Origin of the sequence: Saccharopolyspora hattusasensis (assembly GCF_050972075.1) — a bacterium.
Taxonomy (GTDB): Bacteria; Actinomycetota; Actinomycetes; order Mycobacteriales; family Pseudonocardiaceae; genus Saccharopolyspora; species Saccharopolyspora hattusasensis.
The window spans coordinates 1,215,327-1,237,918 of sequence record NZ_JBPCDC010000001.1 but is presented as its reverse complement, the minus strand read 5'-3'; the positions used below and the strand labels follow the sequence as shown (position 1 = coordinate 1,237,918).

General features: G+C 63.1%; 1 protein-coding gene (only partly in view). It reads left to right on the top strand.

The whole window is internal to a WXG100-like domain-containing protein gene (locus ACRXBZ_RS05425) on the top strand: the coding sequence, 45,453 nt in all, runs 7,381 nt past the left edge and 15,480 nt past the right edge, and what appears here is coding positions 7,382-29,973 — codons 2,461 (partial) to 9,991 (complete); the first complete codon in view begins at position 3. Both codon boundaries (start and stop) fall beyond the window edges.

Genomic DNA, 22,592 nt, shown 5'->3' with positions numbered 1-22,592 from the left:
GTGAGATACCGGTGGGGCAGTGGACGCAGGAGGATCTGGACCGCGCGATCGCCGAGGCGAAGGAGCTGGAGCTGGACCTGTCCAGCGACGAAAAGGAGAAGGCCGGGCAGATTGTGCGGAGCACGCATGACGTCGCGGCGTTGGCTCGTGGGGTTGCTGTGGTGCCGCTGGAGGATGTGGTTGCGCTGGTCGCGGCCAAGTACCACGACGTCGGCCCGGAGCACCGGGCCGAGGTGGTGGAGTTTTCCTGGGCGCTGGCGGACTTGCTGCGTACGCGGCGCAGCGAGCCGGTCATCCAGGCCGGGGCCGGGTCGGCACGGCTGTCCGGTGTGGAGCCCGTCCCGGTGCCCTTCGGTGAGCTGAAGCCGTTGACGCCGCTGACGCCTTCGGTGGAGGGGGGGTCTGAGCCGCGTGGCGGCGACGCGGAGTACGGGCGGGATGGGTCGCGGGGGTCGCTGCCGGATGTGGTGGATGGCCGGCGTGTGGTGCTGGGCGCGGAGGATTTGGCGGGGCTTTCTGAGGAGGGGCGCGCGGCGCTGGACGCTTTCCAGGCGGCGACGGGAGTGCCTGCGGAGCCGAGGCTGGCCGACGTTGATGGTCACAACGTCTTGGCGCACCTGCGGATGCGGCTGGACTTGTTGGGCGTTGCGGACCGTGCGGTGGTGGTGAGGAAGCGGAAGACGACGTGGAGAGTCCACACGTGGTCGGATCTGGACGGTCGGGAGTTAGTGGAGGAGGGCATCGACGCCTGGCATGTGATGGGCGAGTACGCGCCAGGGAGGCCGGATGGCGCCAAGCGGCCGGAGGACTTGTGGGGCCCCCTGACCGAGGGGGCGCCGGATCAGTTGGCGATGGTGCCGGATCGTCTGAATCCGGACGGGGAATTGCCGCGGGATGCCGGCTTGGAGAACATCGGGGAGTCGTTTGAGTTCTTCGTGCATGTGGTGGATCCGGCTGGTGTCAGGGTGGAGTACGGGCTGGCGGATCCGGGGCTGTGGCGTCGTGGCCGTGAGGTCGAATGGGGTGGGTTGTTCGCGACTTTGCAGGATGAGGGGCCTGCGGAGTTGATGGATATGGTCAACCCGGCGGTGCGTGAGAGCCGGTATCTGGCTCAGGCGTTGGGGGTGGATGAGGCCACGGCGCGGGTGTGGCGGATGTGGTCGTACCTGCCCGAAGGGCATGCCGAGGCGTTGCGCCGGGCGATCATCGGGTCGACGGTCAGCACCTACGGCGGGCGGGAGGAGGTCAAGACACTGGTCGAAGAACTGGTGCCGCCCGGTGAGCTGTACGAGGAGCGGTTGCAGGTTCTGGGGCATTTCATGGTGGGCCTGGCCGATCGCCGCCATCGTCTGGGGGAGTGGGGCGAGGAACGGCGTGCCCAACCGGGTGTCCCCCGCAGCGCGGCTGAGTACCGCGACGAGCTGCGGCAAGAGGTGGCCAGGCTCGGTGGCCTGGGCCAGGTGGTGCGTGCCGGGAGCGGGCCCGACATCCAGGTGGAGGTGCCGGTGCTCGAGGGTCCGCCACCGCAGCGTGCCGGTGAGCGGGACGGGCAGCCCAGCCAGCGGGAGCTGAACGTGCTGCAGGAGTTGGTGCATGCCCTGGACGGTCGTGAGGTTGACTACCTCACGCGCTTCTTCGGTACGGATGCCCAGGTCGGCGCGGCGATCGGCGATCACGAGTGGCGCCGCGGCGGCGATCGTGCGGTGATGCGCGGGATCTTGCTGGACACGATTGTCGAGGCGTTCGGCGGGCCGGAAGGGGCGGTCGCGCTGGCTGACCGGTTGCGGGAGCAGAGCCTGGGCCTTCTGAAGCAGCTGGGCTGGGAGATGGCCTTGCAGGGGGAGCTGGACCCCCGGAGGGGCGTGCAGGTGACCTCGCAACGGCAGCCGGACCCCGGGGAGGACGTGCAGAGGGCCTCGCAGGGGAAGGAACTTACCGCCGCGCAAAGGGTTCTCGGTTTGCCGGCCATGGAGGGTTTGCTGCCGTGGACTCTGGGCGATGTGGTGGACTACGTCGCCGGGGGTGCTGTTCCGGCGGGAGTCCCGGATCGGGGATTGGTGGCTCACCTCGGCACGGCCCGCGCGGCCTTCGTGGCCAGAGTTAACGAGTCCACGGCTCAGAGGTGGCTGGATGGCAGCCAACAGCCCGGCCCGACCCATCTGCGGTTGATGCGCGAGGCTGCCCGGCTCCCGAGCTCGGAGCTGGTGCGTTACCTCGGTCCGGGCCGAGCACTCGAGGTGACCGACTCCGTCTCGTTTCCTGGACACGAGTCGGAGGTATGGGAGTGGCTGGCGGGCGTCCGCGAGCCCCTCGTGGGGGCGCCTGCGAAGCTGCGCCTGGCTGTTTTGCGGGCTATCCGGGATGGGTTCGTCCCGCCAGCGCCGTTCAGGCGGTTGGGTTGGAGCGAGAACTGGATACGGGAGGCTGAGCGCCGTCTCGCGTGGTCCGATGCCAAGAAGGGAAGCGAGTTCCCGTCCGAGGCTTGGGAACAGTGGAAGAAGGTGAAGGACTCAGTTCCGTCTCTGCGGCCCGAATCGCGAGAGGTCATGGATGGACTCGGGGAGTCGCTGAGGGCTTCGGTCAACTACATCGTTGTTCAGGTTTTGCTCGGCAATGAGGTCGCGAAGGCCATGGTGGCGGGCTCGGGCATCGTGATTCCTGCTCCGGGTTCTGAGGCGGCCACGGGGTTGCTGGAGCAGATCGCCGACAGCGTCCGTGCCGCGGAAGGCATGCTGCACTCTGGTGTGTTGCGGCGGGTGGTGGGAGGTGCGGCGAGTGGGCTGTTCCAGGCCGCGACCGGGGGTGTTATCCCGCAGCCCCGGCTGACCGGTGGCCCCGATGCCGTGCGGGAGTTCATGGGGCAGTGGGCGGGGGACGACGTTCATTTCCTTGTGCTGAGGGTGCCGCTGGCGAACCCGTGGGATGCCCTGTGGGCAGAGACCTCGCAGGATGCCCTGCGGGCAGCGTATGTGCACGGCAACGACCCGAATACGCATCCCTCTGGTGATTTCTTTGAAGGCGGGCAGGCGCATTATTTCGTGGACGCGGTCCAGGGTGATGGCAGAAGGATCCATCCCGGGTCGATGTTGACGCTGGGTGTGATGGCGGCCGCGGGCGATGCTGTGGCTTGGTGGGCTCGGCATGCCGAACCGGTGCAGGCGGCGTTGGATGGCCAGTTGCCGCGAGTGCTCGATTTGCCGGAGTCGGTGCGGCTGGAGCGGCTCGGTAACCTCGCCGGGATCGCGGAGGTGGCCGAGTTGGCGGGCCGGATGGAACTGCATCTGGAAGCGATGCCGGGATTCGATCCGGACGGTGAGCGTAAACGGAACGTCGACGTTGCGAAACGCATGGTACGGCAGGGAGCCTGGACCGCAGAGGATCTGCAGCAGGTCAAGGACAGGTTGCCTGGGATGCGGGCGGTCGAGAAGAAATGGCGTGGCCTGGCGAGCTCGTCGAGTCGTGCTGCTGCGGAGCGGGAACTGCTTTGGTCGAGCGATGAGGCCAATTTGGGGTTGGCGGAATTGTCTGGCCCGGAACGGAAAATCTGGTTGGACAGCGCGTCCATAAAATTGGGGAGGCCATTTAACGGCTCGCCGCGGGCTGTAAGCGTGCTGGCCTACCACATGATGCGTGGAGACGGGGACGGTGAGATCGCGCGGGTACGGAACAGACTGGCCCGTATGTTGGTGGCCTTGACGGCTGTGCGTGCGGGCGCCGGGCCCGAGTCGGGGACAGGCCGGGGTGCGGGGCCCGAATCGGTCGGTGATGCGGGCGTGGTGCCCGCACTGGGTGGGGATGTGCGGCCGGAGTCCACCGAGGATGTGGCGGATGCGACCGAGAGCGATGGTGGTGGGAGTGCGGGGACGTTCGGGCGCGGGAGTCAGGAGTCCGAGAAGCGGTTCGACGTCGAATCGTGGCTGGCTGAGATCGCCCTTCTCCCTGTTGATGGTCCCCGGTCGTCGTCCCGCGACGGTGGTGAGGTACCGGCTGGTCAGGTCGACGACCCGGGGGCTCCTGCGCGGGACGCCGAACCCAGCGCTGGCACACCCACTGACGATGCGCATGTGGCGGGTGCCGCGATCGAGGACGCGGAGAGCGACGAATTCGATACCTTCATGAACAACGAAAAGCAAGGGTTGCTGGATCGGCTTGAGCGCTTGGGCGAAAAGGAGAAACCGTCCGGGAGCTCAATGCGCGCCGCGGGGTCTGTTGTGGACGGTGGTGGTGCTGTCTCGGCGGTGGGCGGCGTTGTTTCGCAGGACGATGGTGCTGCCGGTGTGACGGACGGGCAGCGGGCCGACGGTGACGCCGTCGAGCGGGCGGTGCCGTCTCGTACGGCGGATGAGTTCGAGGTTCGGTGGGCCCGCTATTTGGCTAGCGGTGATCGGTTTGATGATCAGGTCGTTGGGCTGGCGGGCACGGCAGCGGAGCAGAAGATGGGTGAGCGTCCGGAGGGGGTTACGGGACGGGGCCCGTTGGTTGACGAGCAGGTGCGTCTGTGGGAATCGGTGCAGTATGCGGTGCGGCAGGAGATCGCGCGTCGGGTCGACGCTCACGGTGTGGTCACGGCGCTTCGTGACGACTTTCGTGCGTTGCTCGATCCCAGGCTTGATTCCGGGGAGATGGCTGAGCGGATCGATGCCGCGATGGTGACGTGGGCGGAGCGGATCGGTGAGGCCGCGGATCGAGTGGAGCAGTGGGAGAAATCCGCCGGTGCGGCATCGGTGGATACCGTCCACGAGTTTGCGGAGTCGATGGTGACTCTGTTGCCGCAGACGAGGCCGGACACCATGCCTGAAGAGGTGTACCAGTTCTTCCACGACGGGCTTCGATCGATGGTGACCGACCTGCTGGCGGGTGGCGGGGAGGCGCGGGAAATCGCACGCGGCCGGGATCTAGACAGTTTGATCAAAGAGCTTGGTGACGACTTTGTCGCGATGCTTGATTTCGACGAAGTAGCTGCGCGGGGCGATGCCGCATTGGATCAGTGGACGGAGCGGATGGGGGCGGCTGCGGTTCGAGTGGAACAGTGGGGGGCGTCCGCTGACCCGGCATCGGTGGCGGTTGTCAAGGAGTTGGCGGAAGCGATGGTGGGGCCGTTGCCGCCGGCGATTCCGGGCACGGTGGCTGAAGAGACGCAGCAGGTCTTCCACGACGGCATTCGTGCCATGCTGGCCGATCAGTTGGCGGGTGGCGCGCCACGCCGTGATGCGTGGGAGCAGTTGGCGGAGGTACGTGCACTCGCCGAGCAATTACGCACTCACACCCGTTACGGGGAGGTGGGGGTGCCGGATGACGAGGGTTATCTGGTGCCATGGTCGGTCATGCTGCAGCGGATCGGCGACACCGACGGGATGAACCTCATCCAGAGTTTCCAGCAAGACTGGGCCGCCAGACTCCCGAACAGGGATTATGCGGCGTTCAACGAGCTAGAGGGCGCGAATCGCCAGGATGACCGGAATGTGCAGCAGAAGGCTCGCGCGATCTTGGAGAACCAGCCGCTGAGCGAATTGCTTGACGGCCCCGCGCGCGGTGTTGGCGAGTTGGCGCCGGAGGTGGAGGGGCTGTATCGGCGTGTGGAAATTGCGGTAACGGATCGGCTTATTCATGGGCTGGTGTCCAATGAGGAGACCAACATAGCTGCCCGGCACGCTCAGCGTATTGCCGAAGAATTATTGACCGGCACAGAGAACATGGCTGGTCTTGCCGACGTGGTGGATATGCTGCGGGAGCAGACTCGAGTGGATGCTCCCCCGCCGTATGTGGATCCGCCGCCACCGTACACCGAAGATCCGGCTGGTGATGGGCAGCGGAGCGATCTTGCCGATCGGCCGTCGTCGGCTGATCAGCCGGTTCACAGCTATGAGCCTTACGAGAAGCTTGCGGCGTCGGTGGTCGGTGAGTTGCCGACTGCGCCGGACCCGCGTGTCAACAAGTTGTTGCGGACAGTGGGGATCGCCTTTGCCCAGCGGCCGGATTCGGCGGAGTTTTCGGCGGCGGTGGCCGAGGCGTGGGCGGAGCACGAGATCGTCGCGTTGGTCGATGCGGGTATGGACCCCGAGGTCGTTGACGGTGTGATTGCGGAGTTCCGGAACACTGTTGATTCGGCGTGGAATAACGCGCTTGCGGTTGCGGATGCGATTCGGGATGCCGGCGTGCCTTTGCCGAACGTGCCGTCGCGTGAGACTGCTGATCAGGCGAGTGATGTTGGTCCTGATGGTGCAGGGGACAGGGGCGACCCTGTCGAGCAGCAGTCGCTGAAGGATCTCGTTCGGGACCTTGCTCTGTCCGCGGACCAGTTGGCGGAGTTTCCGCACGCGGAGGCGGAGCAGTTGCGGCTGCGGATGTTGCGTTGGGTGCAGCCCCAGCCTGAGATGACCAAATTCCGGCTCGACCGGGCGCGACGGGTGCATGAGACGGTGCTGAGCGCGTTGGCGTTCCACGCTGCGCAGAAAAATGGCACGTTGGCCGCGCAGCGGTTGGCGGAGTCACTGGATCTGAAGCTGCTGGTATCCAGTGGGGCGGAGTTGGCAGATCGCCCTCAGACGGAGGACGCAGCGATCCGTTCTCTGCGGGAGCTTTTCCTGAACGCGAAGGCAGACGTACCCGATACCGCTACTGCAGGCCCGTTCGTGGCGGATGGCGACTGGGGTTATGGCGCTGGCAGATCGGTCCAGGCGGCTGGTTTCAGGCCGGAACCGGATTCCGAGCGTTTGAGTTCCGTTGAGAATGGTTCAGATGTGGGGACATTCGGGCGTCGGAGTCCGGAGTCTAGGGATGGGGTTCGTTCGGGGAAGGGCGATGGCGACTCTGTCGGCGGTGATGGTGTCGAGTCGTTGGGTGGTGGTGGTTGGGACGCGCGGACGTTCGGGAGCCGGAGTTCGGAGTCCGAGGGCGGGGTCGAGTCCTGGCTGAGCAGTATCGACTCTGTTAGTGGTGAGCGTGTCGAGTCGTTGGGTGGTGGTTTTTGGGATGAGGAGACGTTCGGGAGAGGGAGTCTGGAGCCGGGGGGTGAGGTCGAGTCCTGGCTGAGTGGGAGCGACTCTGTTAGTGGTGAGCGTGTCGAGTCGTTGGGTGGTGGTTTTTGGGATGAGGAGACGTTCGGGATCCGCAGTCCGGAGTCCGAGGACGGGGTCGACTCGAGGCTGAGCGACAGCGACTCTGACAGCCGTCATGATGCCAGGTCGTTGGGTGGCGACGATGGCGAAGTACCGGCTGGTCAGGACGACGGCCCGAGGGCTCCTGGGCGGGATGCCGAGCCAGGCCCTGGGGAGCGTAGTGAAAGCCCGGGCGGGACCAGTCGGTCTGAGGAGCGAGTATCCGCGTCCAGTGTGGGCAGTGGGACGAACCTTGATCCGTTTATGCAGTCCTACGAGGCCGCGCGGAGTGAGTTGGAGGGGGCTGACTCGGACAGGAAGGCCGAGGCTTTTGAGCGCGCGGACGCCATTTTGGGCCTGCTTCGGGAGTACCCGATTGCTCGGGTGCGGATGGCGCATCATTACCTGACGTCCCCGAATAATCAAGATGCTGCGAAGGAACTGCTTGACGAGCTAACGCACCAAATGAGCCGGCTGCCGCACGTCAGCGCGGGCGCCGGCCCAGAGCCGGGTGGGGCTGGGGTGCCGCTGTTCGCTGGCAATGCGGGGCCACAGACCGTGCAGGCTCCGCTGTCGGCGTCCGCCAGGCTGAATGGAATGATCGCCAGGTCCAAGGCTCAACTGAATATTATGCGCGCCGAGGGGCGGGAAGTAGACCGACTGATCGATGCATTGAAGCAGCAGTCGGGCATGGAAGCTCTTGTGGCCCGTGACGGTCTCCTGGATGTGATGGCGCGTTACATGCTGTTTCATGAGAGGACTGACGAGGAAGTCAAGAAGTTTGGTCGAAAACTACAGACGTTCGACTGGGATGAACGATACGAGCGGGCCGAGGCGCAATTGCGTGAGTGGGCCGGGATCGTGGGTGGTAGTGCTAAGGACCGGTTGTTGGCTGATGCGGACGAGGTGTTGGGGCCGCTGAGGAGGTCGAAGCGGTTCCGGACTGTGCTGGCGCACCGGTTGGGTGAGCATCCGGGTGACTCGGACTATGCCCGGAAACTGCGAGAGGAAATGGTCGGTTACCTGGCCGATGACCTCGGTGACCTGCCCGATGACCAAGGTGACCTTGGCGTGGCGGTGAGTGGTTTGTCTCGCGACGAACTCGATGCGGTGAGAGGGGAAGAGGAGAGTTGGCGGGCAGTTCGGAACCCGGCGGAGGTCGCTGCCCCGATGGTGCGCGGGGTCGATGCTGATCCAGCGCTGGACGTTACTTCCCGGATGAGTTCGATACAGCGAGAATTCGAGGAGGCCGCTCAGGCGTTGCGGCAGTTGACCCACGACGAAGGTCAAGGTGCCGTGGACGAGTTGTATGCTCAGGCGAAACAGGTCTTGGGGCCTCTTAAGGAGTCGAAGCCCTTCCGGGATGTGATGGCACGCGAGTTGCTGACGAACCCGCGGGATGATCAGCAGTTGCAGCAGTTTATGACCAACCCGCAGAATGATGAGCAGTTGCAGAAGTTGCGGTTTAAACTGGCCAGTTACCTGGCTGGTGACCTGAGTGGCGGTGAGAACCCGAGTGCTGCCGGCGGCTTGCCCGCCGCTACTGTGCGCGCGGAGCACATAGAAAAGTATCAGCGGCGTGTGGCGCTGGGTAAGGCGCTGAGTGGGTTGTGGAACGATGAGGCTGTCAACGAGGTGCTGCGAAACGAGGCACTTAAGGACGCACTTCACAACGATTACTCCCCCGACGATTTGGTACGTCGGTACCACAGAGGTGAGACGTGGGTTCAGGGAATTCTTAGGGATGCCAGGCGCCAGCTGATCTCCGATTTAAAAGCTTCGGCGGACTCTCTGCGGGAGATTTTGGCGGAGCCGGAGACAGACCATGACCTGCGGGCCAAATATGAAGTAAAGATCACGCATTGGTTGGATATAAAGCCGACGTGGCCGCATGGACGTACGGTCCGTAGTCGGGGACTGGAAGCTGCCGCTGCTGTTCGGTTGGTGCGCGGAGATAACGCGAGCCGGAAATTGCGGGACATTTTCGAGGCAGCAGAAGGCGGGTTCGCGACGCTGCGCGATCTGCCCGTAGATCATGATGTGCGCAGCGAGTTCGACGCGCACTTCGGAGGAATACTGGATGATGATCACGAATTGCGGGATGCGGTCGCGCATCGGCTGCTGACGAATGCAGGTCAGGTAGAGGATGCGCAGGAGTTCCTAGAGCGACTGCGTCGTCTGAGGAGCGCGGCGACGGCGGTGAGTGCGGGTGCGGGGTCGGACACCATCGAGGAGGCTTCGGGGTCGGCGTCTGCCGAGCTGGATGCGTTGATCACCAACGCGAATGTTGCGCTGAATATTATGCGCGATCGGGGGGAGCAGGAGCAGAGGCAGGTAGACCAACTGATCGATGAAGTGAAGCAGCAGCAGCCGGGTATGGGAGCTCCTGGGGTCCGTGACGGTCTCCCGGAGGTGATGGCGTATCACATACTGCAGCATCCGGGGGATGACGAGGGCGTCAAGGCGTTTGGTCGAAAACTACAGACGTTCGACTGGGATGAACGATACGAGCGGGCCAAGGCGCAATTGCGTGAGTGGACCTGGATCACGGATCATACGGCTGTGAACCGGTTGCGGGTTGATGCGGCCGGGATTTTGGGGCCGCTGAATGAGTCGGAACGGTTCCGGACTGTGCTGGCGCACCGGTTGGGTGAGCATCCGGGTGACTCGGACGATGCCCGGAAACTGCGCGAGGAAATGGTCCGTTACCTGGCCGATGACCTTGGTGACCTTGGCCTGGCGGTGAGTGGTTTGTCTCGCGACGCACTCGAGACGGTGAGACTGGAAGAGGAGAGTTGGGGGGAAGCTCGGAACCCGGCGGAGGCCGCTGCCCCGATGGTGCGCGGGGTCGATGCTGATCCAGCGCTGTACGTTTTTTCCCGCATTAGTTCGATACAGCACGAATTTGAGGAGGCCGCTCAGGCGTTGTGGCAGTTGACCCACACTAAAGGTCAAGATGCCGTGGACGATTTGTATGCTCAGGCGAAACAGGTCTTGGGGCCTCTTAAAGAGTCGGAGCCCTTCCGGGATGTGATGGCACGCGAGTTGCTGGCGAACCCGCGGGATGATGAGCAGTTGCAGCAGTTTATGAAGAACCCGCAGAGTGATGAGCAGTTGCAGAAGTTGCGGTTTAAACTGGCCAGTTACCTGGCTGGTGACCTGAGTGGAGGTGAGAACCCGAAGGTTGCCGAACGCTTGCTTGCCGCTACCGTGCCCATCACGGAGCCGAGAGACAAGCTTTGGGAAGGGCGTCAGAAGTATGTGCGGCGTGTGGCGGTGGGCAAGGCGCTGAGTGGGTTGTTTAACGATGAGGCTGTCAGCAAGGTGGTGCGAAACGAGGCACTTGAGGACGCACTTCGCAACGATTACTCCGCCGACGATTTGATAGATCGGTACCACAGAGGTGAGACGTGGGTTCAGGGAATTCTTAGGGATGCCAGGCGCCAGCTGATCTCCGATTTAAAAGCTTCGGCGGACTCTCTGCGGGAGATTTTGGCGGAGCCGGAGACAGACCATGACCTGCGGGTCAAATATGAAGTAAAGATCACGCAGTGGTTGGATATAAAGCCGGGGTTGTATGGACGTACGATCCGTCGTCGGGGACTGGACGCTGCCGCTGCTGTTCAGTTGGTGCGCGGAGATAACGCGAGCCGGAAATTGCGGGACATTTTCGAGGCAGCAGAAGGCGGGTCCGCGACGCTGCGCGATCTGCCCGTAGATCATGATGTGCGCAGCGAGTTCGACGCGCACTTCGGAGGAATACTGGATGATGATCACGAATTGCGGGATGCGGTCGCGCATCGGCTGCTGACGAATGCAGGTCAGGTAGAGGATCGGATAGAGGATGCGCAGGAGTTCCTAGAGCGACTGCGTCGTCTGAGGAGCGCGGCGACGGCGGTGAGTGCGGGTGCGGGGTCGGACACCATCGAGGAGGCTTCGGGGTCGGTGTCTGCCGGGGTGGATGCAATGGACACCATCGAGGAGGCTTCGGGGTCGGCGTCTGCCGAGCTGGATGCGTTGATCACCAACGCGAATGTTGCGCTGAATATTATGCGCGATCGGGGGGAGCAGGAGCAGAGGCAGGTAGACCAACTGATCGATGAAGTGAAGCAGCAGCAGCCGGGTATGGGAGCTCCTGGGGTCCGTGACGGTCTCCCGGAGGTGATGGCGTATCACATACTGCAGCATCCGGGGGATGACGAGGGCGTCAAGGCGTTTGGTCGAAAACTACAGACGTTCGACTGGGATGAACGATACGAGCGGGCCAAGGCGCAATTGCGTGAGTGGACCTGGATCACGGATCATACGGCTGTGAACCGGTTGCGGGTTGATGCGGCCGGGATTTTGGGGCCGCTGAATGAGTCGGAACGGTTCCGGACTGTGCTGGCGCACCGGTTGGGTGAGCATCCGGGTGACTCGGACGATGCCCGGAAACTGCGCGAGGAAATGGTCCGTTACCTGGCCGATGACCTTGGTGACCTTGGCCTGGCGGTGAGTGGTTTGTCTCGCGACGCACTCGAGACGGTGAGACTGGAAGAGGAGAGTTGGGGGGAAGCTCGGAACCCGGCGGAGGCCGCTGCCCCGATGGTGCGCGGGGTCGATGCTGATCCAGCGCTGTACGTTTTTTCCCGCATTAGTTCGATACAGCACGAATTTGAGGAGGCCGCTCAGGCGTTGTGGCAGTTGACCCACACTAAAGGTCAAGATGCCGTGGACGATTTGTATGCTCAGGCGAAACAGGTCTTGGGGCCTCTTAAAGAGTCGGAGCCCTTCCGGGATGTGATGGCACGCGAGTTGCTGGCGAACCCGCGGGATGATGAGCAGTTGCAGCAGTTTATGAAGAACCCGCAGAGTGATGAGCAGTTGCAGAAGTTGCGGTTTAAACTGGCCAGTTACCTGGCTGGTGACCTGAGTGGAGGTGAGAACCCGAAGGTTGCCGAACGCTTGCTTGCCGCTACCGTGCCCATCACGGAGCCGAGAGACAAGCTTTGGGAAGGGCGTCAGAAGTATGTGCGGCGTGTGGCGGTGGGCAAGGCGCTGAGTGGGTTGTTTAACGATGAGGCTGTCAGCAAGGTGGTGCGAAACGAGGCACTTGAGGACGCACTTCACAACGATTACTCCGCCGACGATTTGATAGATCGGTACCACAGAGGTGAGACGTGGGTTCAGGGAATTCTTAGGGATGCCAGGCGCCAGCTGATCTCCGATTTAAAAGCTTCGGCGGACTCTCTGCGGGAGATTTTGGCGGAGCCGGAGACAGACCATGACCTGCGGGTCAAATATGAAGTAAAGATCACGCAGTGGTTGGATATAAGGCCGGGGTTGTATGGACGTACGGTCCGTCGTCGGGGACTGGAAGCTGCCGCTGCTGTTCGGTTGGTGCGCGGAGATAACGCGAGCCGGAAATTGCGGGACATTTTCGAGGCAGCAGAGGGAGGGTTCGCGACGCTGCGCGATCTGCCCGGTATAGATCATGATGTGCGCAGCAAGTTCGACGCGCACTTCGGAGGAATACTGGATGATGATCACGAATTGCGGGATGCGGTCGCGCATCGGCTGCTGACGAATGCAGGTCAGGTAGAGGATCGGATAGAGGATGCGCAGGAGTTCCTAGACCGACTGCGTCGTCTGAGGAGCGCGGCGACGGCGGTGAGTGCGGGTGCGGGGTCGGAGCCTGCCGAGCTGGATGCAATGGACACCAACGAGGAGGCTTCGGGGTCGGCGTCTGCCGAGCTGGATGCGTTGATCACCAACGTGGAGGCTTCGGGGTCGGCGTCTGCCGAGCTGGATGCGTTGATCACCAACGTGGAGGCTTCGGGGTCGGCGTCTGCCGAGCTGTCTGCGTTGATCACCAACGTGGAGGCTTCCCGGATTCGCTCGATACAGCACGAATTCGAGGAGGCCGCTCAGGCGTTGCGGGACGAAGATCAACATACCGTGGACCGTTTGTATGATCAGGCGAACCAGGTCTTGGGGCCTCTTAAGGAGTCGCGGCCCTTCCGGGATGTGATGGCACGCGAGTTGCTGACGAACCCGCGGAATGATGAGCAGTTGCAGCAGTTTATGAAGAACCCGCAGAGTGATGAGCAGTTGCAGAAGTTGCGGTATAAACTGGCCCGTTACCTGTATGGTGACCTGAGCGGCGGTGAGAACCCGAGTGCTGCCGACGGCTTGCTTGCCGCTACCGTGTCCACGGAGCGCGAAGACGAGAATTCGGAAAGGTTTCGGAAGTATGCTCGGCGTGTGGCGGTGGGCAAGGCGCTGAGTGGTTTGCGGACCGATAAGGCTGTCAAACGGGTGCTGCGAAACGAGGCACTGGAGGACGCACTTCACAACGATTACTCCGACCTCGATTTCCAACGTCGGTACAACAAAAGCCGCGACTGGGCTGTTGAAATTCTTAAGGAGGCCAGGAGTCAGCTGAAATCTGATTTGGAGGCTGCTGCGAACTCTCTGCGGAAGATTTTGGAAGATGTGGAGGCAAGCGGTGACCTGCGGCGTGAATATGAAAACAAGATCACGGAATGGTTGAGACCTAATAAAAGGGCTATTGGTAGAATTTACCGTCGTCAGATAGAGGAAGCTACCGCTGATGTTCGGCACCTAGGCCAACATATCGCGAAACCGAAACTCCAGGAGATTTTCCAGAGAGCAGACAGCGAGTTAGAGGAGCTGAAAACTCAGCACGGTCCAGATCCGGTGAACGACGCGTTCGCTGACGTAGACGATCGCTTCGGGCCAATCCAGGATGAGAAATTGCATACGGCGCTCGCGCATCGGTGGCTGACGAAGGCAGGTCAGGAAGAGGATCGGATACTGGATGCGCAGGAGTTCCTACAGCGACTGCGTCGTCTGAGGGGCGCGGCGACGGCGGAGACTGAGCGGTCGGCATCCGCAGAGCTAAATGCATTGATCGCCAGCGCGAAGGCTGAGCTGAATGATATGCGCGGGCAGGGGCAGGGGGTGCAAGTAGACCAACTGATCGATGCAGTTAAGCAGCAGCAGTCGGGCATGGGAGCTCTTGGGGTGCGTGACGGTCTCCTGGATGTGATGGCGCATTACATCCTGCGTCATCCGGGGGATGACGAGGGCGTCAAGGAGTTTGGTCGAAAACTACAGAAGTTGGACTACTGGGATGAGCGATACGAGCGGGCCAAGAAACGGTTGGATGAGTGGGCCGGGATCGTGGGAAGTGATGCTAAGGACCAGTTGTTGGAAGATGCGGACGCGGTGTTGGGGCCGCTGAGTGAGTCGGCGCGGTTCCGGACTGTGCTGGCGCACCGGTTGGGTGAGCATCCGGGTGACTCGGACGATGCCCGGAAACTGCGCGAGGAATTGGTCGGTTACCTGGCCGATGACCTCGGTGACCTTGGCGTGGCGGTGAGTGGTTTGACTCGCGACGAACTCGAGGCGGTGAGACGGGAAGAGGAGAGTCGGCGGGCTGCTCGGAACCCGGCGGAGGTCGCTGCCCCGATGGTGCGTGGGGTCGATGATGATCGAGCGCTGGACGTTATTTCCCGGATTAGCTTGATACAGCACGAATTCGAGGAGGCCGCTCAGGCGTTGCGGGACGAAGATCAACGTACCGTGGACCGTTTGCATGATCAGGCGAACCAGGTCTTGGGGCCTCTTAAGGAGTCGCGGCCCTTCCGGGATGTGATGGCACGCGAGTTGCTGACGAACCCCCGGGATGATCAGCAGTTGCAGCAGTTTATGACGGACCCGCAGAGTGATGAGCAGTTGCAGGAGTTGCGATTTAAACTGGTCCGTTACCTGGCTGGTGACCTGAGCGGCGGTGCGGACCCGGATACGGCCGACAACGACAACTTGCTTTCCGCCGGGATGGGGCCGTTGCTTGGAACCAAATCTGAAGCAACACGGATGCATAATCGGCGTGTGGCGGTTGGCAAGGCGCTGAGTGGGTTGCGGGACGATAAGGCTGTCAAACGGGTGCTGGGAAAAGAGGCATTTGAGGACGCACTTCGCAACAATTACTCCGACCTCGCTTTGGGGCGTCGGTACAACAGAAGTGCGCGCTGGGGTAAGGGAATTATTAATAATGTCAGGACCCAACTGATCTCCGATTTAAAAGCTTCGGCGGACTCCCTGCAGGAGATTTTGGCGGAGCCGGAGACAGACCATGACCTGCGGGCCAAATATGAAGTAAAGATCACGCAGTGGTTGGATATAAAGCCGAATTTGACTGCACGTACGGTCCGTAGTTGGGGACTGGAAGCTGCCGCTGCTGTTCGGTTGGTGCGCCGAGATAACGCGAGCCGGAAATTGCGGGACATTTTCAATACAGCAGCGGGCGGGCTCGCGACGCTGACCGTTCTGCCCGGTCCAGATCATGATGTGCTGCTCGCCGAATTCAACGACCACTTCGGGGGAATACAGGATGATGATCAAGAATTGCGGGATGCGGTCGCGCATCGGCTACTGACGACTACAGGTCAGGTAGAGGTTCGGATACGGGATGCGCAGAAGTTCCTACAGCAACTGCGTGATCTGAGGATTGCGGCGACGGCTGTGAGTGCGGAGCTGGGTGGGGATGGGGTGCCGTTGGGTGGTGACGGTGGCGAGGTACCGGCTGATCAGATCGACGGCCCTGACGCAGAGAGCGAGGACTTCGATTTCGATCACTTCTTCGAGGAGGAACTGCAAGGGTGGCGGGATCAGCTTCGGCTTTTGCACGAAGGCGGGGAGCCGTCCGAGAGCTCAATGCCCGCCACGGGGTCTGTTGTGGACGGTGATGCGAGTGTGGTTCCGCGACCGGAGGGTCAGGCAGCGGAACGATCAGCGGAGTCTGCGGCGGCCAAGCTGAGTGAGTTGATCGCTAACGCGACAGCTGGGTTACAGACGATGCGCGACACAAACCTGTCAGTTGACGTAGGCGGGGTGGTAGGCGTAGACCGTGTGATCGCTGATCTGCAGGCGCGCGGAGTTTTTGGGGGTGATGACGGTCTCCGCGATGTGTTGGCTCATTACATGTTGAGTAATCCGGGAGATATCCAGGGCAGCTTGGAGCGCGAGCAGTGGCTACATGAGTTGATGGCTGCGGCGGGTTGGAATTCGGGCCATCAGAATGAGTCGCTGAAGGGGGCGCAGGATCAACAGGCGGAGTCGGAGGCGTCGAAGAGGCGGAGGGAGTCGGACGCGGATCAGCCGGGGGAGGAGGAGCGGCGTGCGAAGAGGCCTTACGAGCCTACGAAGGGGGGGCAGGCCGCGCAGGTGCGTGCTGCGGAATTGTCTGGTGGGGTTGGGCCTTCGTCTGATGGTGGGTCTGCTGCCGTTGTTGACGCTGTTGATCGCAAGGCTGCTATGGATGAGCTGGAGGCATTGAGCAATGAGGCCAACTTGCGGTTGTCGACAGTGCCTAGTAGCGAGGAAATGCTCGATTTGTCGGCGGCCGCGTATGAGGAGTTGGGCCCGCCCCTTAATTCCTCGCAGGATTTCTTGAGTGTGATGGCCGCCCATCAGTTGTTGTTGTCGCGTGAAGGCTCCCAGTCTGTTGCCGAGATGAAGGAACAGTTGACCGGTATTTGGACAGCGATGAATGACGCTGTTGATCGCGAGGCTGCTGCTAGGGATGAACTGCGGGTATTGAGCGATGAGGCCGCTTCGCAGTTGTCGACAGTGTCTATGGAGGAAATGCTAGATTTGTTGGCGGCCGCGTCTGAGGAGTTGGGCGAGCCACTTAATTCCTCCCCCGACTCGGATTTCTTGAGTGTGATGGCAGCCCATCAGTTGTTGTCGCGTGAAGGCTCCCGGTCTGTTGCCGAGATGAAGGAACAGTTGACCGGTATTTGGACAGCGATGAATGACGCTGTTGATCGCGAGGCTGCTGCTAGGGATGAACTGCGGGTATTGAGCGATGAGGCCGACTTGCGGTTGTCGACAGTGTCTAGCGAGGAAATGTTCGATTTGTTGGCGGCCGCGTCTGAGGAGTTGGGCCCGCCCTTTAATTCCTCGCAGGATTTCTTGAGTGTGATGGCTGCCCATCAGTTGTTGTTGTCGCGTGAAGGCTCCCGGTCTGTTGCCGAGTTGAAGGAAAAGTTGGCCCGTATTTGGACAGCGATGGCGGCTGTGAGTTCGGGTGCCGGGCCGGAGCCGGGTGGGGATGGGCTGTCGAAGCCCGCTGGTGAGGCGGGGTCGGAGACCGTGGAGGCTCCGCGGTCGGCGTCCACCGAGGATGTGGTGAGTGCCACCGAGAGCGATGGTGGTGGGGGTGCGGGGACGTTCGGGCACCGGAGTCGGGATTCCGAGGACGGGGTCGGTTCGGGGCCGGCCGATAGCGACTTCGTTAGTGACGACGGTGTCCAGTCGCTGGGCGGTAGTAGTTCGGAGGCGGGGACGTTCGGGCTGCGGAGTAAGGAGTCGGTGGAGGCGTTCGACCAGGGGCTCGACCACGACTGGTTTGCCGATATCACCTTTGGCAGTGGTGATGGTGCCCGGTCGTTTGGCCGCGATGGTGGCGAGGTACGGGACCGTCGGGTCGGCGACCCGACGATCCCTGCGCGGGATGCCGAGCCGAGTCCTGGCACGTCCGCTGACGACGCGTATGTGGCGGATGCGGCGGACGATAAAGCGGAGAGGGATGAAGCGGACAGCGACGAATTCGATCGCTTCATTAACGACGAAAAGAAAGGGTTGTTGGAGCGGCTTGCGCGCGTGGGCTACAGGGACGAGTCGTTCGAGAGTTCGATGCGCTCCACGGGGTCTGTTGTGGACGGTGATGCTGACTCCACTGGTGAGAAGGGTGCGCGTCGTCGTAAGGCCTGGCCTGGTGTGGAGCCGATCCAGGGTTACGCCACTGACGGTGATGCCCGGTCGATCGGGGGTTCGTCCAGCTCGGATTCTGATTCGGGTTCTGATATCAGCCGCCTGGTGGATCGAACCGATACCAATCTGACCAATCTGACCAACCTGACCGAGCTGTCCGATGGAACGGCTCCGGTCGAACGGTCAAGCGATTCCTCCAACGACGGCAAACCGCCAAACCAACCGGCGGATGTTCAGGTGCGGGCTGACGGTGTCGATGCGCCCCAGGACAGTTCTCGGTTGCGGGTTCCTGGCTATCTCCGCCGTAGCGAATCGTTGGGCACGGCGCAGCAGATCGCCGAGACGCTCGGAGCCGATCAGGTCATCGAGGCGGTGAAGGGATTGGTGCCCGAGGGCACCGATCCGGTCGGCATTGAAGAGGTGGAGTATGCCGCGCGGAAGCAGGTCGGCACCTTGCTTGGTGAGGGCAGGGAGTTCGAGGTCGGTGGTGTGACGGTGCGGGTGCAGGCGGAGTTCGATTGGCGGGGCAGCGAAGTCGTGGGGGGTGACGCCACTGAGCAGTCGGCCGCCTTTACCACTGATCATGTGTCGGGCGCGAAGAATGGGTTCAGTCATCGGCCGCGTTTCCAGCAGTTGTTCTTCATACCGGTTGTGCCGGGTCTTTTCGTTCTGGGCCATGTCGATGTGCCGACTGGTTTGGCGTCGAACCAGGTCACGAACCGCGCGGAAACGCACAGCCAGTCGATGCGTATCGCGTTGCCGGAGCGCGCGACCCCGGGCAGTGACAGCGAATACGCCGGCTCACGGCAGGTGTATATGCCGTTGACGTTCCGGGTTTCCCGGGTTGATGAGGACGGCCACAGCACTGGTCCTGTCACGATCGTCGGTGGACGTCATCATCCTGACGCCGGCCCGGTCGCCACCAAGTTGAGTGTGCCTTCGGGGTTGCGGCCGATCACGCGTGCACGTGCTGTGCCGATGCCGGGTGAGCTGCCTCCCTCGGTGCTGGAGGCGCCGCCTACGGTCAGGCAGTCGACTCGTGGTCGGTATCAGGGCAAACCCTTGCGGACGAAGACGAAGTCGGGACAGCCGCCGGCGATCCATGAGCAGGTGGCCGCCCAGTTTGGGTCGCTGGACAAGGATTCGCGGAAAGCCCTCCGGAAGTCTTTGAGCCTGGACAATATCGGGCGGGTTCTGCCGCGCATGCGGGTGAGCGAGCAAGCGGCGGCCGCGGGTCGGGGCTGGGTTTCGTTGGATGTGGTGCTGCGTTCGGGAAACTGGTTCAAGCGGGTGCTGTCCAGCCGCACCCATGGTGTGCAGATCCGGGCGGTGGCCAGGGAAGTCGCTTATCTCGAGACTATGGACAACGCACCGTCGGAGTCGGTCTTCGAGGACGGCACCACAGTGGTGAACGTTCACGGTTCGGGGCGTGCGGGTGAGGTTTCGGGGGCCGCGGGGCCGGCGGTGGACGTCGGGATGGTTTCCGCAGCGGCAGGCCCTTTTGCCGCGGTCGGTGGCGGCCGCAGCCGTGACCAGGAGTTCCTCGATTCGTCGAAGGTCGGCGACAGTTCTTCCCGCAAGGTCCAGATCGTTCGTTACCGCACTGTGTACGACCTGCAGGTCCGCTTGCCCGGTCGGTCCCCGATCACGTTCCCCGATGCCATCGATGACATTCACTGGACGCCGTCGGAGTTCGCGCGAGCAGCCGGTCTCCTGGCGGAGGACGGCCGGCCGCACCCGAATCGCGTGGCTGACATCACCCGCGCCGCGCTGGAATCCAGTGGTGCGGGCGCGAAGCTGGCCAGGATCCTTCGCGATTCGGCGCATACCATTCCGGGGCATCACCGGTGGGCTACCGTCCCGGGGCTTGGCTGGGCTTGGCGGGACACCGATCTCGTCGTCGATTTTGATGATCCGAAGCTGGTCAAGGGAATTTCGGGCAAGGCGAACAGGCAGCTGGAGCGGGGTCATCAGATCGAAAGTTCGCTCGCGGGCAGCCATTTGTCGTCCCCGCGGGTGGTCGAGGACATGCTCACCGATCAGGCCGCGTCGCTGGAGATGGTCGAGCGCGGTCGGGGACATGACTATCACGTGTCGCTGAAGGTGGCGGCGGAGGTGCTCGACGTCCGGGAAATGGATGTGGTCGAGGAGACCGATGCCCGGTTGACGATGTCGGAATCGCAGTCGGTCAAGCAGAGCCGGGGCGTGTCGTGGAAGCTCGGGGGTGGGTTTGTGGCCCGCGTCTACGGGGCGTTGGCCGGCCAGTTCTCCCTTGTCACCAGCTACCACAAGTTCGGTTTCGAGCGGAGCAAGTCCTCACACGTGGGGGAGGACATTTCGTTGTCCTTCGGTGGCCCTCGGGGCAAGGAGCCGGCTGCCACCGGCGGTGTGGGCAAGGAACCGCGCAAGCGGCTGGCTTACCGGGTGCGGTATACGGCGTCCGGGGAGCACTGGCAGGAATGGAACCAGCTGGTCAAGGGTGTGACGATCGGCCGGTCGGGGCTGCACACGCCGGCGGTTGAGCCGTTGCCGATTGTGGATAGGTCGGCCCAGGCGGAGGGCCGGGATCCGGGTGTGGTGGAGACCGACATCGTCGTGGAGCTGCCTGCATGGCAGGCCGACCAGCTCAAGGCCCAGTTGGAGGAGCTGCGCGCCGCGGCGGTCAAACCCGTCGAGCCCACCGAGGTGTCCTATAACGAGGAGACGATGCGGCAGGGCCTGTCCCGGGTTTTCGACGGTATGCAGGTCGTGTCCGTGCATGGTCTCAAACACCTTCGGGACTCGGCGTACCGGCAGCTCAGGGAACTTTCCGGGCACCGGATCTGGGAACTCGGTGGCAACGCGAACCTGATCGATCGCGGGATTTCGCTCAACGAGGTACGTGCGACTCCGCGTGCCGGCAGCAAGAAGTTCCGGGTGGACGGCTTGTCGTCGGAGAAGCGCCGCTGGGCTCAGCGTGCTGTGGTCGAGTATTCGCTCGTCATGAAAAACCCCGAGCCGGTGCTGGATGGTGACGGTAATCCGGTCACGATCTGGGAACAGCCGACGCGGTCGGTGACGGGTGGACGCGCCACCGGTAGCAGCACGGCCGGCACCTTCTTCTGGTCGAACTCCATCGAGCCCGGGATCATCGCGGTGGATGACCACACCGGCGTCTTGTCCACTTTGGGTATCAATGAGTGGGTCCCGGGTCCCGGCAACGTCCGGCGCGAACGGGGACGTGCGGCGGACAGCAGCCTCACCCGGTCGGAGACGGGCGGACCGCGGGAGCTCCACCTGGTGACGGTGGACCTCGTGCCTACCGTTGGCGTCGAGGTCAAGACCGTGGGCAAGATCGACAAGTCCGGGGTGTTCAAGGAGAAGCCGCCGGCTCGTTCCGCCGAGCGGTTCACGCTGCCTGCGTCGATGACGGTATGGGTGGACGACCGGCAGTTGCAGGAGATCAAATCCAGGCAGGCCGAGTCCGAGGCGCCGCGAGCCCGCGAACCTGAGGCGAAGGTTCCCGCCGGGCACACGCTGGGCACCCCGTCCTGGAGCCGGGGGGTTACCGAACCGGTGGACTTGAGTGACCTGATTCCGTTGCTGCGCGAGCAGATTTCCCAGCGACCCGATCTCGGTCCCGACGCGGCCGACTGGCTGCTGCCGGTTTCCGCGCTGGGCACGCCTGGTGGCAACGACCGCACGGCCCAGCAGTTCCTGTCCGACGTGCAGGCCAAGCTCGGCGATCTCGAGAACGGGGGAGCGAGCACACAGCTGGCGTGGGAAGGCCGCTGGAAGGGGCACACCTACGAACTGCACGTGGGGGCCGAACTTCTGGGTGAACTGGAGGCGGAAGGGATCAAGCACGGCGGGCTTGCGACGGCCAGCGTGGCCTCCATCGCCGCAAGCAAGATCCGCAGCGTCACCACGGTCTTCCTCGAAGTCATGGCCTCGGTGATCCCGGGTGTCGTGGTGAACGGGTCCGAGTCCCCGGGTGGAGCCGGGCCGGCGAGCGGTGATTCGATCCCGCACCACGGGCCCCCTTTCGGCAGGCTGGGCCTGGGATTCGTGCACATCTCCGAATGGCTGAAGCAGGTCCGCAGCCGCGCGCAGAGCGCGACCCCGAGTTACCTGAGCTCCGAGACGGTCCGGCGTGGTGCGCTGGCGTCGCACCGCGCGGAGGTGCTTTTCGATGTGCGTATCGAGCGTCACGGGGAACGCATCGCCGCGGCCCCGGATGTTCGCACCGTCGGGGTGAGCACGGCGGTCGAGGACACCCTGCCCGCGGACCTGGCCCAGCGGTCCGGCGCGGCCGAGATCACCGATCTGCCGGCATCGCAGGCAACGGACGAGGCCATCCAGCGCTGGAAGACCGACCACGACGCCGAGGTTCTGCCTGAGGCCAACAAGTTCCGGGCAGTGGAGTTCCGCGGGAATGCCGAGGACCTGATCGCCGCCGCCGAGCAAGCGATCACCTCCGCCGGGGGCTCGGTGACCGCGCAGGCGCGCCGGAGCTTGCGGGCGTGGTTCACCCCGCACCGCTTGGAGGCGCTGCTGAGCCCCTTGACAGATCCGGAACCCAAGACTGTGCCGGTCGACCTGCCGCCCGGGCTGGGCGTGAACCTCGACCTATACCTCAAGATTCCGGATCGGGGCGCGCTGTCCTCGACGAGCGGGCGAATCACACTGGATGGCTCGGCGAACATCCGTTCGACGGAGGAGCACGAGAGGGGT